Source organism: Kitasatospora sp. NPDC042419, from assembly GCF_056437345.1.
On the sequence record NZ_JBWKAW010000002.1, the window covers coordinates 112,736 to 130,199 of the forward strand.

8 protein-coding genes are annotated in these 17,464 nt (G+C 74.7%); 7 read left to right on the forward strand and 1 reads right to left on the reverse strand.

The features are described from left to right. Window positions 1-16: 16 nt before the first annotated feature. The 3 genes from AC067J_RS04265 to AC067J_RS04275 all read left to right on the forward strand — a co-directional run bounded on the left by AC067J_RS04265 (window position 17) and on the right by AC067J_RS04275 (window position 2,135). Entirely contained in the window at window positions 17-502 is a 486-nt protein-coding gene (locus tag AC067J_RS04265) for a nuclear transport factor 2 family protein (protein ID WP_478296442.1), read from the forward strand. A 138-nt stretch (window positions 503-640) separates the two neighbouring features. Further along, window positions 641-1,513 carry a 4'-phosphopantetheinyl transferase family protein gene (locus AC067J_RS04270; protein WP_478296443.1) on the forward strand — a complete coding sequence of 291 codons (873 nt, stop codon included), beginning with the start codon at window positions 641-643 and terminating at the stop codon, window positions 1,511-1,513. A gap of 58 nt (window positions 1,514-1,571) precedes the next feature. Continuing rightward, complete coding sequence (locus AC067J_RS04275) at window positions 1,572-2,135, forward strand: DUF2332 family protein (protein ID WP_478296444.1); 564 nt, start codon at window positions 1,572-1,574, stop codon at window positions 2,133-2,135. Window positions 2,136-2,276: 141 nt separating this feature from the next. Here the strand turns inward: AC067J_RS04275 and AC067J_RS04280 are convergent, their stop codons facing one another. Further along, entirely contained in the window at window positions 2,277-3,872 is a 1,596-nt protein-coding gene (locus AC067J_RS04280) for an MFS transporter (RefSeq protein ID WP_478296445.1), read from the reverse strand. 130 nt (window positions 3,873-4,002) lie between these two features. Between AC067J_RS04280 and AC067J_RS04285 the strand changes: the two genes are divergently transcribed. The 4 genes from AC067J_RS04285 (at window position 4,003) to AC067J_RS04300 (ending at window position 17,459) form a co-directional block, all read left to right on the forward strand. After that, window positions 4,003-5,004 (forward strand): Lrp/AsnC family transcriptional regulator, encoded by a 1,002-nt coding sequence (locus AC067J_RS04285; protein ID WP_478296446.1) that lies wholly within the window; start codon window positions 4,003-4,005, stop codon window positions 5,002-5,004. A 188-nt stretch (window positions 5,005-5,192) separates the two neighbouring features. Beyond that, window positions 5,193-6,107 (forward strand): sterol desaturase family protein, encoded by a 915-nt coding sequence (locus AC067J_RS04290; RefSeq protein WP_478296447.1) that lies wholly within the window; start codon window positions 5,193-5,195, stop codon window positions 6,105-6,107. 239 nt (window positions 6,108-6,346) lie between these two features. Further along, a complete protein-coding gene (locus AC067J_RS04295; protein ID WP_478296448.1) occupies window positions 6,347-16,102 on the forward strand; it encodes a non-ribosomal peptide synthetase/type I polyketide synthase in 9,756 nt (3,251 codons plus the stop codon). Then, a complete protein-coding gene (locus AC067J_RS04300; protein WP_478296449.1) occupies window positions 16,092-17,459 on the forward strand; it encodes a cytochrome P450 in 1,368 nt (455 codons plus the stop codon). Before AC067J_RS04295 ends, AC067J_RS04300 begins: the two co-directional genes overlap by 11 nt. Window positions 17,460-17,464: the final 5 nt, after the last annotated feature.

Genomic DNA, 17,464 nt, shown 5'->3' on the forward strand with positions numbered 1-17,464 from the left:
GACCAGAGGTGGAAACGTGTACCACGCCATCGTCCGGCGCAATCTGCGCAACTCCTTCGCCGAGGTCAACCGCGGCAACTACCCGGCCATCGTCCGGCAGTTCACCCCCGACGCGGAGCACTGGTTCTCCGGCTCGCACGCCCTGGCGGGCGGGCGGAACGACGCCGAGCAGATCCAGCGGTGGTACGACAGGCTGGCGGAGGTCCTGCCGGACCTGCGCTTCGAGCTGAAGAAGGTCGTCGCCAAGGGCTGGCCGTGGGACACCGTCGCCTTCGTCGAATGGGTCGACCACCTCACCGACCGGGAGGGCAACCACTACTCCAACCAGGGCGTGCACGTCCTGCGGATCAAGTGGGCGAAGATCACCGAGCTGCACATCTACTGTGACACCGCCCTGCTGGCGTCGGTCTGCGACGTGCTCGGGCAGCAGGGGGTCACCGAAGCCGTCGCCCCGCCGGTCGGGCGCCCCGGACCCTTCCGTGAGGCGCTCTCCGCGGGGTGACGCACCGACCTGTGGTCCGCGGGCGGGCAGCGATGCCCCCGCCCGTCCGCGGACCACAGCCCGCGCGGCCCTCGGGGCGGGCGGGGCGCGGCGGACGGCAGGACGGAGGACGGGGCGGATGATGCGGGAGAGGTACGGATGGAGGAGCCGTCCGAGGCGCCGGCGCCGGACCGGCGCCCGGTGACGCAGTCGGCCCCCGCGGCCGAGCTCTGGCTGCTCGACTCCGCCTCCCTCCCGGTGGGCCCGTCGGACCTGCGCTGCCTCGACGAGCAGGAGCTGCGGCGCTCCGAGCGGTTCGTCCGGGACGCGGACCGGACCTGCTACCTCGCCGCCCACGTCGCGCTGCGCCGCGTCCTCGGCCGGCACCTGGAAGTCCCGCCGGAGGCCCTGCTCTTCGAACGGGCACCGTGTCCCGGCTGCGCCGAACCGCACGGGCGCCCCCGGCTCGCCGGCTCCGGAGCGCCCCACTTCTCGCTCTCGCACGGCGGCGGCATGGTGCTCATCGGCCTCGCCGCCGTCCCGGTCGGCGTCGACGTGGAGCCGGTCCCGGCCGCCGAGTCCGCCGAGGTGCTGTCGACCGTGCTGCACCCGGCCGAACGGGCCGAGCTGGCGGCCGCGCCGCCGGCGGACCGGCCGGGCGCCTTCGCCCGGCTGTGGACCCGCAAGGAGGCCTACCTGAAGGGCCTCGGCATCGGCCTCGGCCGGCCGCCCTCCGCCGACTACCTGGGCGGCGACCGCGACCGCCACCCGGGCGGATGGACCGTCACCGACCTGCCGGCCGGCCCGCGGTACGCCGCCGCCGTCGCGCTGGCCGCTGCGGAGCGGTCCCGCGCCGCACCGCCGGCCCTCCGGCTGCACCACGCGCTGGGCGGGCCGGTGGACGGGTCGGTGGGCGCGGCGCTGGGCGGGCCGGTGGACGGGTCGGTGGGCGCGGCGGTGGCGGGGCTGTCCGACGGCGGGCCTCCGGCCGGCCCGGGTGGCCCCGTGCGGGGTGGCCGGAAGGCCCCGTAGCGGGCCCGGGCGCGCCTTCGCATGCTGCGACCGGATCTTCCGGAAGGGGTGGCGGGGAGTGGACACGGCAGAGCGGTACCAGCAGTTCGCGACGGGGGAGGCGCGGGGCAACTCCCCCTCCTACGAGCGGCTTTCGGCGGCCGTCGCCGACGACCCCGGCCTGCTGGCGCTGATCGACGGACTCCCGCCCGCCAAGCGCCGGCCCAACCTGCTGCTCGGCGCGGTGCGCTTCCTGGGCGGCCCGGTCGACGACGCCGGAGCCTTCCGCGGGTGGACCGCCGAGCACTGGCCCCGGGTGCGCGCCGCCATGCTGGCGCGCCGGACGCAGACCAACGAGCCGGGCCGGTGCGCGACCCTGCTCCCGCTGCTCGCCCGGCTGCCGCAACCGCTGGCGCTGATCGAGGACGGCGCCTCGGCCGGCCTCTGCCTGTACCCGGACCGGTACCGCTACCTGTACCGGCACGGCGACGGCGTCACCGCGCTCGGCCCGGCCGACAGTCCGGTCGCCCCGGTCGCCCGACGCCCGCCTCCCGGACCCGCCCCGGGGGCCGGGCCGGCACCACCGCGCCGCGTAGCCGGCGGCGCCGGACACCGGAGGACCCGTCATCCACCCCACAGCTGAGCCGGCCAGGCGGACCACGGCCCGTGCCGGACGGCCCCGGAGCGAGGAGGCGGAGCGCGCGATCGAGGTGGCGGCGCGTCCTGAGGAGCGGCCCGCGGACGGCCCCCGGTCATGATCCGGGGGCCGTCCGGCGGCGCGGCCTCAGGCCGTCCGGTGCCTGTCCGTGGCCCGGTCGGCGGCCCTGTCCGTGGCCCGGGCCGCACCGGCCGGCTGCCGGTCGTCCGCCTTCAGGTCGTCCTCCTGCCGGTCGTCCGCCTTCCGGCCCGCCGCCGGCCGGACCGGGGCCGGCCGGCCCCGGAGGAGCGCCGCGACGAGTGCGGCGCCCGCCAGCGCGGTGAGGGCGGCGACCAGCATGGTGCGGTCGAGGGCGGAGGCGAACGCGGTGCGGACCAGGTCGGAGGGGAGACCGGCCACCGGCTGTCCGGCGCTCAGGGAGCGGGCGGCGGCGTCCGGATCCGGGACGGCCGCGGTGGCGGGGTGGTCGGCCAGCGAGGCCCGCAGCCCCTGGTGCAGGACGAGGCCGAAGACCGCGATCCCGAGCGCCTGGCCCAGCTGACGGAAGGTGTTGAGCGCGCCGCCCGCCATGCCGCCGCGCTCCGGCGGGACGGCGGCCATCGCCCCGGCCGCCAGGACCGGGCTGACCGCACCCACACCGAGGCCGGTCAGGGCGAGGCCGGGGAGCAGGGCCGTCCAGGTGGAGGAGGCGTCGAGGGTGCACTGGAGGAGGGCGCCGGCACCGATCACGGCCAGTCCGCCGGCGAGCGGCAGTGCCGAGGGGAGGACGGCGAGCCGGCGGCCGGCGAGGGCGGAGACCGCGAAGGCGACGACGCTCATCGGCAGCAGGGTGAGGCCGGCGGCCATCGGCCCCTGGCCGAGCACCGACTGCAGCCAGAGCGAGGTGTACGGGAGGTAGGAGAACGCGGCGCCCGAGTAGACCAGGCCGCAGAGCATCACCCCGGTGAAGACCGGGCTGCGGAACAGCGCGAGGTCCAGCAGCGGGTGCGGGCTGCGGCGCTCGATCAGCAGGAAGGCGGCGAGCGCCGCGGCGGCCAGCCCGGCCGCGCCGAGGACGGCCGGCGACGTCCAGCCGTCCGCACCGCCGCGGATCAGCGCCAGGACGGCCGAGCCGGCCGCGACGGTGAAGGCGGCGGCGCCGGGCAGGTCGATCCGGTGCGCGGCCGGGTTCCGGGACTCCGGCAGCGTCCTGCGGGTGAGGACGACCGTGGCGACCGCGATCGGCAGGTTGACCAGGAAGACGGACCGCCAGCCCAGGAACTCGGTGAGCAGGCCGCCGGCGACCGGCCCAGTGGCCGCCGCGGCTCCGCTGACGGCGCCCCAGACGCCGAACGCCACCGCCCGGTCGCGGCCCTGGTAGGCGAGGTTGAGCAGGGCCATCGCGGTGGCGAACATCGCGGCCCCGCCACCGGCCTGGACGATCCGCGCCGCGACCAGCACCCCGCCGTTCGGGGCGAGCCCGCAGGCGAGCGAGGCGACCGCGAAGACCGCCAGGCCGACCGTGTACACCCGCCGCCGGCCGGCCCGGTCGGCGACCGCGCCGAGGCCCAGCAACAGGGCGGCCAGGGCCAGCGCGTAGCCGTCCATCACCCACTGCAGGCCGTCGAAGTCCATGTCCAGCCCGGCGCCGATGTCCGGCAGCGCCACGATCACGATGCTGATGTCGGTCAGCAGCATGAACACCCCGAGGCTGACCGCGACCAGCGGCCACCACTTCCGCATCCCCGTACTCCTTCGTCCACCGCGCCGGCCCGGACGGCCCGACGCACCGTCACTCTCGGCCAGGAGCCCGTTCCCGCGCCGCTCGAAGAGGCTGTTCCGACGGATCTCGACATCTCCTACCATCACGGTGGTGGAAACCGTGACGCTGGACGAGCTGGACCGGGCGCTGCTGCACGCCCTGCAGGTGGACGGCCGGGCGCCGTTCCGGCGGATCGCCGAGGTGCTCGGGGTCTCCGACCAGACGGTCGCCCGCCGCTACCAGCGGCTGCGGACCGCCGGGGTGGTGCGGGTGATCGGGCGGACCAGCGCCCGGCTGCTCGGCGAGGTCGACTGGATGACCCGGATCCGGTGCGTGCCGGACGCGGCGTCGGCGATCGCGGAGGCCCTGGCCCGGCGGCCGGACACGTCCTGGGTCAGCCTGCTGTCGGGCGGTGAGATCGTCTGCAACACCCGCTCGCAGGCCCGGCCGGACCGGGAGGAGCTGCTGCTCGGGAAGCTGCCCCGGACGCCCCGGGTGCTCTCCGTCAGCGCGCACTACCTGCTGCGGACGTTCGTCGGCGGGACGGTCGCGTGGAGCGGGCGGACCTCGGCGCTGGACGCGGAGCAGGTGGGCCGGCTGCGCGGGGGGCCGGCGGGCGCGGGGGGTTCGCGGATGTCGACGGGCTCGCCGGTGCCGGCAGGTCCGGTGGTGCCGGACGAGCTGGACCGGGCCCTGCTGACGGCGCTCGCGGCGGACGGACGGGTGCCGCTGGCCGAACTGGCGGCCCGGACCGGGGCTTCGGAGGCGACGGTGCGCCGGCGGCTGGCCGTGCTCACCGGGTCCGGGCTGCTCTTCTTCGACGTGGACGTGGAGACCAGGCTGCTCGGCTTCGGGATCGAGGCGTTCTGCTGGCTGACCGTGGCGCCGGGGAAGCTGGCGGCGGTCGGCCGCGCGATGGCGGAGCACCCGGAGGTGGGGTTCGTGGCCGCGACGACCGGCCCGAGCAACCTCGTGGCCGGGCTGGTCTGCCGGGACGTCGAGGCGTTCTACACCTACCTGACCGAGCGGCTGGGCGGCCTGGAGGGGGTCGGGGCGCTGGAGACGGCGCCGGTGGTCCGCAGCGTGAAACGCGTTGGAATGATCATCCGCTAATCGAATGAACGGGGATGCTTGGCTGATTCCTCTCCTTTTCTGGCGGATAGTTTGTTTGCTTATCATCGGACAAATTTAACGCCCTGTGATTCTTTTCAAAAATCCCTCGCACCACCTTCCGGGCGCCCTTAGTATCTGAACGAACACTTTCGGTGATCGTTCGACGGCGGACTGCGAAGGGGGTCGTCATGGGCGGGCAGCTTCGAACCGTGCTGCGCCACGTCGCATACCCGTCACTGCTGGTAGTGCTGGTGTCGATAGCGGTCGCGGCGCTGCGCCTGCGCTGGGATCTCGGCCGGGTGAGCCAGCTCTTCCTGGTCGGCACCATCGCCTATCTGACGCTGCTTGAGTGGTTGATTCCGTACGAACCGGAATGGAGCCCCAGCGTGCGCGAGTGGGGCTGGTACGGCGTCTACTTCGTGCTGACGATGATCGGCGGAGCCCTGTCCCAGGTGCCCGTGACGGCCGTCGTCGGCCGGCTGGCGCCGCCGCATCCGGCCCTGTCGCTCTGGGTGGAGATCCCGGTGGCGCTGCTGCTCGGCTCGCTGGCCAACTACCTGGTCCACCGGTGGTGCCACACCAGCCCCCGGCTCTGGCGGCTGCACGGCGTGCACCACGTGCCCGACAAGGTGAACGTCGCCAACAACGGGGTCAACCACCTGCTGGACGTGGTGCTCACCCAGGGGGCGGTCCAGGTGTCCCTGGCGCTGGCCGGGTTCTCCGAGGAGACGGTGTTCGTGGTGGGCTTGTTCGTGGTCGCCCAGGGCTACTTCGTGCACGCCAACATCGACGTCCGGATCGGCCCGCTCAACCACGTCCTCGCCGGACCCGAACAGCACCGGCTGCACCACAGCGTCGACCTGGCAGAGGCCGGCCACTACGGCTCCGACCTCTCCGTCTGGGACCACGCCTTCGGCAGTTTCACCTGGCGGCCCGGCCGGCGGCCGACCGCGGTGGGGCTGCAGGACCCGACCGACTTCCCCGGCACCGGGGAAGTGATCGCCAGCCACCTCCAGGCCTGGCGCAGACCGGTGCGAGCCGACGACTCCCCGGGCGGATCGGCCGGTTCGGCCGGTTCGGCCAACTCGACCGGACCGGTCTGACGGGGCCGCCGGCCGGCCCCGCAATCCCGTCCGACCCGTCCGACCGTCCGATCGTCCGCGCCGACCACGGCTCTCCGGCCCGCCTTTCCCACCCTTCCCCTTCTCGCCCTTTCCGCCCGCCTCTCCGGCCGTCCCGGCTTCCGGCCTGTCCGGAACCGGGCCGCGGCCGCTGTCCCCATGCCCGTGCGGCCCTCCCACGCCCGTGCCGCGCGCGAACGCAGCGACTCAAGGACTCGACCATGACGGATTCATGCTTCGCCGCATCCTCCGACTTCCCTGATACCGCCGACACCGACAACACCGCCGCCGGGGGCCCCGCCGACTCCGCGAACCCCGCCGGGCCCGCCGCCCCCGCCACCCGCCCGCAGGCCGACCCGGAGGCCTCCCCGGCCGACGGGGACCGGGAGAAGATCGCGATCATCGGGATCGGCTGCCGGCTGCCCGGCGGGGCCTGCGACCACCGGTCGTTCTGGCAGAACCTGGTCGACGGCAAGGACTGCATCACGCCGACCCCGCGCAGCCGGTACGACGTGGCGACCCTGGGCAGCCGGGACAAGGCCAAGCCGGGCCGGCTGGTCGGCGGCAGGGGCGGCTACATCGACGGTTTCGACGAGTTCGACCCGGCGTTCTTCGGCATCAGCGGCCGCGAGGCCGACCACATGGACCCGCAGCAGCGGAAGCTGCTGGAGGTGGCCTGGGAGGCGCTGGAGGACGGCGGGCAGAAGCCGGCCGAGCTGGCGGGCCGTGAGGTCGGCGTCTACGTCGGCGCGTTCACCCTGGACTACAAGATCGTCCAGTTCTCGGACCTCTCCTTCGAGACGCTGGCCGCGCACACGGCCACCGGCACCATGATGACGATGGTGTCGAACCGCATCTCGCACTGCTTCGACTTCCGCGGCCCCAGCGTCTCCCTCGACACCGCCTGCTCCTCCTCCCTGGTCGCCGTCCACCTCGCCGCGCAGAGCCTGCTGCGCGGCGAGACCGATCTCGCGCTGGCCGGCGGCACCCTGCTGCACATCGCGCCGCAGTACACGATCGCCGAGACCAAGGGCGGGTTCCTCTCCCCGCAGGGCCGCTCCCGCACCTTCGACGCGGCGGCCGACGGCTACGTCCGGGCCGAGGGCGTCGCCGTGGTCGCGCTCAAACGGCTCTCCGACGCCGTCCGCGACGGCGATCCGGTGCACGCCGTCATCATCGGCAGCGGCGTCAACCAGGACGGCCGCACCAACGGCATCACCGTGCCCAACCCGGACGCGCAGGTCGCGCTGATCGAGCGGGTCTGCACCGAGGCCGGCATCGTCCCGGGCAGCCTCCAGTACGTCGAGGCGCACGGCACCTCCACCCCGGTCGGCGACCCGATCGAGGCGAACGCGCTGGCCCGGGCCCTGGCCGTCGGCCGCCGCCCGGGAGACCGGTGCTACGTCGGCTCGGTGAAGACCAACATCGGGCACACCGAGTCGGCCTCCGGCCTGGCCGGGCTGATCAAGTCCGCCCTGGCGCTCAAGCACCGGCTCATCCCGCCGCACATCAACCTGGAGCAGCTCAACCCGGCGATCGACCCGGCCGCCCTGCCGTACGAGATCCCCACCGAGCCCACTCCCTGGCCCGCGCACGAGGGGCCGGCCCGGGCCGGGGTCAACTCCTTCGGCTTCGGCGGCACCAACGCCCACGTCCTGCTGGAGGCCGCCCCGGTGCCGTACCCCGCACCGGAGCCGGCGCCGGGCACGGCACCGGGTGCGGCGGGCGCGGCGGACCGCCGGTCCGCCCCGGCGGTGCCGCCGGAGCCGGACCGCGCGGAGCCGGCGGACGGGCCGGGCGGGGAGCCCGTCTGGACCGTGCTGCCGCTCACCGCCCGGGAGGCCGCCGCGCTGCCCGAGCTGGCCGCCGGCGTGCAGGCCGAGCTGGCCGGCGTCCGCGGCGGCACCCCGGCCCGCCCGGCCGACCTCGGCCACACCCTGGCCCACCGCCGCCAGCACCACGACGCCCGGCTCTCGGTGGTCTACGACTCCCGCGAGCACGCCGCCCGCGCCTCGCTGGACGAGGCGTTCGGCGCCCACCTGCGGGGCGAGCCCCACCCGCGGGTGCTCACCGGGCACCGCCGCGAGCCCCGGCACCGCCGGCTGGCCTGGGTCTTCACCGGCATGGGCCCGCAGTGGTGGGCGATGGGCCGGCAGCTCTTCGCCGCCGAACCGGTCTACCGGGAGGCCGTCGAGCGCTGCGCCGAGCACCTGGCGGAGCTCACCGGCTGGTCCCTGACCGACGAGCTGGCCGCCGACGAGGCACACTCCCGGATGTCCGAGACCTGGCTCGCGCAGCCCGCCAACTTCGCCGTCCAGGTCGGCCTGGCCGCGCTCTGGCGCAGCCGCGGCGTCCGCCCGGACGCCGTCGTCGGCCACTCCACCGGTGAGGTCGCCGCCTTCCACGAGGCCGGCGTCTACGACCTGGCCGACGCCGTCAAGGTCGTGGTCCACCGCAGCCGGCTCCAGCAGAAGCTGGCGGGGACGGGCGGCATGCTGGCCGTCGCGCTCACCGAGGCCGAGGCGGTCCGCCGGCTCCGCCCGTACGGCGACGCGGTCTCGGTGGCCGCGATCAACAGCCCCGCCTCGCTGACCCTCGCGGGGGACGCGACGGTGCTGGCCGAACTGGCCGCCGCGCTCACCGCCGAGCAGGTCTTCGCCCGCCCGCTGACCGTCGAAGTGCCCTACCACAGCGCCCGGATGGAGCTGATCAAGGACGAGCTGCTGGAGTCGCTCGCCGACCTCAAGGCCCGCCCGGCCCAGGTGCCGCTCTACCTCACCGGGCGCGAGGGCACCGCGCGCGGCACCGAGCTGGACGCCGGCTACTGGTGGCGGAACGTCCGTGACAGCGTCCGCTTCCAGCAGGCCGTCGAGCGGCTGTCGGACGACGGGTACAGCCTGTTCCTGGAGATCGGCCCGCACCCGGTGCTCGGCCGCTCGATCCAGGAGACCGTGGAGGCCCGCGCGGGGGACGCCGACCGCCCCGAGGTCCGCACCCTGCCCTCGATCCGCCGCCAGGAGGACGAGCAGGGCACCTTCACCGCCTCGCTGGCCGCCCTGCACAACCTCGGCGTGGAGGTCGACTGGTCGGTGCTCCAGCCCGCCGGCCGGACGGTGCCGCTGCCGCGCTACCCGTTCCGGCGGGACCGGCACTGGGTCGAGCCCCGGTCGGTCGAGGCGGTCCGGCAGGGCCGGCTGGACCACCCCCTGCTCGGCCGCCGGCTGGCCGGTGCCGAGCCGGCCTGGGAGGCCCGGCTGGACGCCGAGGCGCTGCCCTACCTGGAGGACCACCGGATCCAGGGCAGCGTGCTCTTCCCCGCCGCCGGGTACCTGGAGATGGCCGTCCAGGCGGTCCGCGCGCTGACCGGCGGCACCGATGCCGCACTGGCCGGCATCGAGCTGCGCAAGGCGCTCTTCCTCCCCGACGAGGAGAGCTGCGCCGTCCGGCTGACCCTCTCGGCCGAGCACGGCGGCTTCACCATCGCGACCGGTGGCGCGGCCCCCGGCGGGACCGCGGCCCCCGGAGGGGCGGCCGGCACGGCGGAGGGCGGTCCCGAGCGCACCGTGCACGCCGTCGGCACCGTCCGGCCCGGCCAGCGCAACCGCCCGGCGCGGCCGCTGGACGTCGGGGCGATCCGCGGCCGCGCGGTCCGGCACCTGACCGGGCCCGACTGCTACACCGCGCTGGCCGCGCTCGGCTACCACTACGGTCCGGCGTTCCAGGGCATCGAGGAGGTCTGGATCGGCCCCGGCGAGGCACTGGCGCGGGTCCGGCCGACCGCGGCGGTCGCCGGGCAGGGGGCGAACCACCAGGTGCACCCGGTGGTGATGGACGCCTTCTTCCAGACCCTGCTGACCCCCCAGCTGCTGGCGGAGCCACCCGACGGCACCGGTCCGGGCACGGGGGCCGGCACCGGTGCCGCGACCGGCATCCGGCTGCCGGTCGCCATCGAGGAGGTCCGGCTGGACGCGGTCGGCGACCGCCCGCTCTGGGTGCACGCGACCGTCACCCGGGACGCCGGACCGGAGCTGGTCGGCGACATCGCGGTGCACGACGAGCGCGGCGCGTCACTCGGCGGGGTCACCGGGTTCCGCGCCGCCGACGTCGAGCAGGCGGCCACCGCCGTCGGCCTGGCCACCATCGACGGCTGGCTCGCCGAACCGGCCTGGACGGAGCTGCCGGAGGCCGCCGACGCCCCCGACCTGCTGGCCGAACACCCCGACCACTGGCTGCTGTTCGCCGACCGGCAGGGTGTCGCCGAGGCACTGGCCGGACGGATCGCCGCGCGCGGGGGCAGCTGCCAACTGGTCCTCCCCGGCGCCGGCTACCGGCCCCCGGCGGACGGCCGCCCGGCCACCGTCGAGCCCGGCTCCGCGGCCGACCTCGCCCGGCTGCTGGCCGACCGTAGGGCCGGCGGCGCACCCGACCCGGCTGCCGTCGTCCACCTCTGGAACCTCGACCGGCCGGAGCTGGCCACCGCCGACCGGGCAGCGGTGGCCGGGCACACCGCTGCCGGCGCGTACAGCCTGGTCACGCTCGCCGCCCTGCTGTCCGCCGAACTCCCGGACAGCAGGCTGCACATCGTCACCCGCTCCGCGCAGGCCACCGTTCCCGGTGAGCCGGTCGAGCCGCTCGGCGCGCCCGCCTGGGGGATCGGCCGGGTGCTGCGCCACCAGGAGCTGCCCGGCCACCCGGGCAAGCTGGTCGACCTCGGGCCGACGGCCGCCACCGCTGCCGCCGCGTCCTCCACCCCCTCCGCTTCCACCCCCTCCGTCGCCACCGCCGATGCCGAGGCGGCAGCGCTGCTGCGCGAGTTCGGACTCGCCGACGAGGACGAGATCGCGCTCCGGCCGGGCCGGCGGCTGACCAGCCGGCTCCGCCCGGCCGAAGGGCTGAGCCGGCCGCTCCCGCCCGGCCTCCGCCCGGACGCCGCCTACCTGGTGACCGGCGCGTTCGGTGCGCTCGGCCGGCTGCTCTGCCGCACCCTGGTCCGGCGCGGAGCCCGCCGGCTGATCCTGGTCGGCCGCAGCCCGCTGCCGCCGCGCGAGCAGTGGCGCGACCTCGACCCGGCGAGCCCGGACGGCCGGCGCACGGCCTTCCTGCGCGAGCTGGAGGCACTCGGCGCGGAGCCGGTCCCGGCACCGCTGGACGTCACCGACGAATCCGCGCTGGCCGCCTGGCTGGCCGAGTACCGCCGGCTGGACCGGCCGCCGATCCGCGGGGTCTTCCACCTGGCCGGGCAGGTCCGGGACACCCTGGTGGGCGAGCTGGACCGCGGGACCTTCGACGCCGTCCACGCGCCCAAGGTCCTCGGTGCCTTCGCCCTGCACCGGCAGCTGGCCGGCGAACCGCTCGACCACTTCGTGCTCTTCGCCTCCATCGCCTCGCTGCTGACCACCGCCGGCCAGACCAACTACGCCGCCGGCAACGCCTTCCTGGACGCCCTGGCCCACCACCGCCGCTCCCTCGGCCTGCCCGCGCTGAGCCTCGACTGGGGCCCCTGGGCCACCGGCATGATCGAGGAGCTCGGCCTGATCGACCACTACCGGAACAGCCGCGGCATGAGCTCGCTGGCCCCGGAGACCGGGATGGCCGTCCTGGAGCGGGTGCTGGGCCAGGACCGGGCCCAGCTGCTGGTCGCCACCGTCGTCGACTGGCCGGTCTTCCTCTCCTGGTACCCGGCCCCGCCGCCGCTGGTCGCCGACCTGGCCGCGACCGCCCGGGAGGCCGTACCGGCGGCCGAGCGGGCCGGACTGCTGGACACGCTGCGGGCGGCCGGCGAGGCGGAGCGGCTGGCCCTGCTCACCGAGCGGTTCACCCTGCTGGCCGCCACGGTGCTCCGGGCGCCGGTCGAGCAGATCGAGCCCGCCACCGGCCTCGGCGCCCTCGGCCTGGACTCACTGCTCGCGATGGAGCTCCGGGCCCGGCTCAACACCGAACTCGGCACCACCCTCCCGGTGGTGGCGCTGCTGAGCAACGCGCCGGTGGGCGAGCTGGTGGCCCGGCTGCACGAGTCGCTGGCCGAGCTGCTCGACGAGGACCCGGCCGGCGCCGGCCCGGTCGGGATCGAGCGCCACGAGGACGAGGCCGCGTACCCGCTGACGCAGAACCAGAAGGCGCTCTGGTTCCTCAAGCAGCTCAACCCCGACGGCTTCGCCTACAACATCGGCGGCGCGGTGGAGGTCCGGGTGGAGCTGGAGCCCGAGCTCATGGCCGCGGCCTTCCGGGCCATGATCGAGCGGCACCCCAGCCTGCGGGCCAACTTCGTGCTCGACGGCGGCCGCACCGAACAGCGGATCTCGGCCGCCGTGGAGCCGGACTTCGGGGTCTTCGACGTCGAGCACCTGGCCTGGGACGAGATCCACGCGCTGATCGTCCGCGAGTACCGCAAGCCGTACGACCTGGAGCGCGATCCGCTGGTGCGGTTCCGGCTGTTCCGGCGCGGGCCGGACCGCTGGGTGATCATGAAGGCCGTCCACCACATCATCTCGGACGCGATCTCCACCTTCACCTTCATCGAGGAACTGCTCGCCGTCTACGAGGGGCTGCGGCAGGGCAGGGCGCCCGAGCTGCCGCCGGTCACCGCGCGCTACCTGGACTTCCTCAACCGGCAGAACGCGTTCCTGGCGGGTCGCGAGGCGCCGAGGATGCTCGACTACTGGCGCTCGCATCTGCCGGCCGAGGTGCCGATCCTCAGCCTGCCCACCGACAAGCCCCGCCCGGCGGTGCAGACCCACAACGGCGCCTCGGAGTTCTTCGTCCTCGACGAGGAGCTCAGCGCGCGCGTCCACGCGTTGGCCCGCGAGCACAACGTCACCGTCTTCATGGTGTTGCTCAGCGCCTACTACCTGCTGCTGCACGCCTACTCGGGCCAGGACGACGTCATCGTCGGCAGCCCGGTGACCGGCCGCACCGACGAGGAGTTCGCCGGTGTCTACGGCTACTTCGTCAACCCGCTGCCGCTGCACGTCTCGCTGGCCGGTGAGCCGACCGTGGCCGAGCTGCTGGACCGGGTGCGGACCACGGTGCTGGGCGGGCTGGACCACCAGGAGTACCCGTTCGTGCTGCTGGTGGAGAAGCTCGGCCTGCAGCACGACCCGAGCCGCTCCGCGGTCTTCCAGGCGATGTTCATCCTGCTCCACCACAAGGTGGCCACCGAGAAGTACGGCTATCACCTGGAGTACATCGAACTCCCGGAGGAGGAGGGTCAGTTCGACCTCACCCTGTCCGCCTACGAGGACGAGGCGGAGCGCCGCTTCCACTGCGTCCTCAAGTACAACACCGACCTCTTCCTCCCGGAGACGATGACCCGGCTGGCCGGCCACTACGTCAACCTGCTGGAGGGGCTGACCGCGGCCGGTCCCGGGCGGGCGGCCACCGGGCTGGAGCTGCTCGGCCGGGAGGAGCGCGCCCTGGTGCTCCGCCGGTGGAGCGGCGCCGAACGCCGGGTGGCCCACGAGGAGCCGGTGCACGAGCTGATCCTGCGCGCGGCGGCGGCGGACCCGGCTGCGCTCGCGGTGGCGGTACCGGCCGAGTCCGGCCCGACCGTGCGGCTGAGCTACGGCGAGCTGGCCGAACGCTCCCGGCGGGCGGCCGCCCGGCTGCGCGCGCTGGGTGCCGGTCCGGGCACGGTGGTGGCGCTCGCCCTGGAGAAGTCGCCGGAGTTGATCGTCGCCCTGCTCGCGGTGCTCCGCACCGGTGCCGCGTACCTGCCGCTCGACCCGGGCCACCCGGCCGACCGGCTGGCGTACATGGTCGAGCGCGCCGGTGCCGGGCTGGTGGTCGGCGACGACCGCCCGGAGACCGGTGAGCGGCTCGGCGGGCTGCCCGGCCGGCTGGTGACCACGGCCGAACTGGACGAGGAGGACGACGGGTCCACCGGTGCGACGCCGCTCCCCGAGGTGACGGTGTCCCCCGACGACCCGGCGTACGTGATCTACACCTCCGGCTCCACCGGCCGGCCCAAGGCCGTCCGGGTCGGCCACGGCAACCTGGCCTCGGCCTACCAGGCGTGGCGCACCGAGTACCGGCTGGAGACCGACGCCAGGGTCCACCTCCAGATGGCCGGGCCCTCCTTCGACGTCTTCACCGGGGACGTGGTCCGCGCGCTGTGCTCGGGCGGCACCCTGGTGCTGGTCGGCCGGGAGCTGCTGTTCAACACCGCCCGGCTCCACGAGGTGATGCGGGCCGAGCGGGTGGACGCCGCCGAGTTCGTCCCCGCGGTGGTCCGGACGGTCGTCGCACACTGCGAACGGACCGGCCTGGACCTGGAGTTCATGCGGCTGCTGGTGGTCGGCTCGGACGTCTGGAAGGTCGAGGAGTTCGAGCGGCTGCGGGCCCTCTGCGGCCCGGAGACCAGGCTGGTCAACTCCTACGGCCTCACCGAGGCCACCATCGACAGCGCCTACTTCGAGGGGCCGGCGGACGGGCTGGAGCCCAGCCGGATGGTCCCGATCGGGCGGCCGTTCCCGAACAGCGCGTTCTACCTCCTCGACGGGCAGGGCCGGCCGGTCCCGCCAGGCGTCACCGGGGAGCTGTGGATCGGCGGCTCCGGGGTGGCGCTCGGCTACGTCGGCGACGAGGAGCAGACCGCCCGCCGGTTCGCCGTCCTGCCGCTCGGCGGCGCCGACGGCACCGAGCCGGTCCGGCTCTACCGCACCGGGGACCTCGCACGCTGGGACGCCGACGGCGGGGTGCACCTGCTCGGCCGGGTCGACTCGCAGATCAAGGTGCGCGGCCACCGGATCGAGCTGGGGGAGATCGAGACCCAGCTCGCCGAATGGCCCGAGCTGGAGCGGGCGGTGGTCACCGTCCGGCCCGACCACGGCGGCGAGCACGTGCTCTGCGCGTACTGCGTGCCGGCGCCTGGGCGGACGCTCGACCGCCGCGGACTCCGCCGCCACCTGGCCGGCTACCTGCCGACCTTCATGATCCCGACCCATTTCACCGAGCTGTGCACGCTGCCGCTCACCACCAACGGCAAGGTGGACGTCGCCGCGCTGCCCGCCCCGCGGGCGGACGCCGCGGACCGGGCCGCCGAACCGCCGGCCACCCTCTACGAGATCAGGATGGCCGAGCACTGGCGGGCGCTGCTGGGCGTCGAGGAGCCCGGGCTGCAGCACGACTTCTTCGAGTCCGGCGGATCCTCGATCCGGCTGATCGAGCTGATCCACGGCCTGCAGACCGAGTTCAACATCAGCATCCCGGTCGGCCGGCTCTTCAGGGTCACCACACTGCACGGGATGGCGAAGACCGTCGAGGCCATCGTCACCGGCCGGATCGAGGGCGCCCAGCCGTACCTCTGGTTCAACCAGGAGCAGCAGCAGACCCTGTTCTGCTTCCCGCCCGCGGGCGGCCACGGGCTGGTCTACCGGCAGTTCGCGGCGCACCTGCCGGAGTACCGGATGGTCGCCTTCAACTACGTGGCCGGGGACGACAAGGTCGACCGGTACGCGGACCTGGTCGAGGCGCTCCAGCCGGACGGGCCGTGCGCCCTGCTCGGCTACTCGCTCGGCGGCAACCTCGCCTTCGAGGTGGCCAAGGAGCTGGAGCGGCGCGGGCGGGCGGTGCCCAACGTGGTGATCATGGACTCGCACCGGATCCCGGAGTCCTTCGACCTCGCCGACGAGCACGTCCAGGCCTTCGAGCGCGAGCTGGCCGAGCACCTCCAGCGGCACACCGGCTCGGACGTGGTGGCCGAGGAGACCCGCGAACAGGCCCGGGACTACCTGCGGTTCTGCAGCCGGACGCCCAACCTCGGGGTGGTCACCGCCGCGCTCAGCGTGATCTCCGACGACGAGAAGGTGTCCCTCTACGAGGCCGGCCGGCACGGTGCGTGGCACGGCAGTTCGGCCACCCGGACGGCGGTCTTCAAGGGCTTCGGCACCCACGCCGAGATGCTCGACCGCGAGTTCATCGCCCACAACGCCGGGCTCGCCCGGTCGATCCTCACCGGAGCCGACGCCCATGTGTCCTGAGACCGGCACCGACACCGGCACCGACACCGGTGCCGGCACCAGTACCGGCACCGGCCTGCCCGCCCCGGGCCGGCCGCGCGGCAGCACCGCCGGCGCCCCGGGGGGCCTCCTGCCCCCGGGGGTGCCCGGCACCCCCGGCACCCCCGCACGAGAGACGGACCCGCTCATGCTCAGGCAGCACCAGCCGCTGTCCTACCCCTTCGAGCCGCTCGGGCTCGAACTCCACCCCTCCTACGCCGAGTTGCGCGAGCAGCCGCTGGTGCGGATCCGGATGCCGTACGGCGACGGCGCCTGGCTGGCCACCCGCTACGAGGACGTCCGGGCGGTGCTCGCCGACCCGCGGTTCAGCCTCGCCGCCGCGATGGGCCAGGACCAGCCCCGGATGCGTCCGGTCGCCCGCACCGGCGCCGGCCTGTTCTCCACCGAGCCGCCCGAGCACACCAGGCTCCGTTCCCTGGTGGCCCGCGAGTTCAGCGCCCGCCGGGTCGAGCGGCTGCGGGTGCGGGCCGCGGAACTGGCCGACGAGCTGATCGACGGCATGACCGCCGCCGGGCAACCCGCCGACCTGGTCGAGGACTTCGCGATCCCGATGCCGACCACCATCATCTGCGAGGTGCTCGGCATCCCCGCCGAGGACCACCGGATGCTCTGGAGCTGGGCCGAGACGGTGCTCTCCGCCGTCACCCCCGGCGAGGTGCTCGCCACCGAGGGCGGGGCGTTCATCGACTACATGGCCGGCGTGCTGGTGCTGCGCGGCCGGGAGCCCGGTGACGACCTGCTCACCGTACTCGTCCGGGCCTGCCGCGAGCAGCGGCTGATCAGCGAGGAGGAGCTGCTCTCGATCGCCTGCGACCTGCTGATCGCCGGCTTCGTCTCCACCACCAACCAGATCGGCAACTTCTTCCACCAACTGCTCGTCAACCCCGAGGAGTTGCTCCGGCTGCGGGAGCGTCCCGAACTGATCCCCAGGGCCGTCGAGGAGCTGATGCGGTACGTGCCGCTGCTCACCGGCTTCAGCCTGCCCCGGTACGCCACCGCCGACGTCGACCTGGGCGGGGTCACCGTCCGGGCCGGCGATGCGGTGATGATCGCCACCGCCGCCGCCAACCGCGACCCGGAGGTGTTCGAGGATCCGGAGCGTCTGGTCCTGGACCGCCCGGGCAACCCGCACATCGGCTTCGGCCACGGCGTGCACTACTGCATCGGCGCCCACCTGGCCCGGCTGGAGCTCCAGGTGGCGATCGAGCGGGTGCTGAGCCGGCTCCCCGGCCTGCGGCTGGCCGTCCCCGAGCGCGAACTGCGCTGGAAGGAGGACGCGATGGTGAACGGCCTGCAGGCGCTCCCGATCGCCTGGTGAGCACC

What these genes read in the sequence shown, in the direction of transcription:
- AC067J_RS04270 (WP_478296443.1), top strand. Translation starts at nt 641, where the DNA reads ATGGAGGAGCCGTCCGAGGCGCCGGCGCCGGACCGGCGCCCGGTGACG.
- AC067J_RS04290 (WP_478296447.1), top strand. Translation starts at nt 5,193, where the DNA reads ATGGGCGGGCAGCTTCGAACCGTGCTGCGCCACGTCGCATACCCGTCA.
- AC067J_RS04280 (WP_478296445.1), bottom strand. Translation starts at nt 3,872, where the DNA reads ATGCGGAAGTGGTGGCCGCTGGTCGCGGTCAGCCTCGGGGTGTTCATG.
- AC067J_RS04295 (WP_478296448.1), top strand. Translation starts at nt 6,347, where the DNA reads ATGACGGATTCATGCTTCGCCGCATCCTCCGACTTCCCTGATACCGCC.
- AC067J_RS04300 (WP_478296449.1), top strand. Translation starts at nt 16,092, where the DNA reads ATGTGTCCTGAGACCGGCACCGACACCGGCACCGACACCGGTGCCGGC.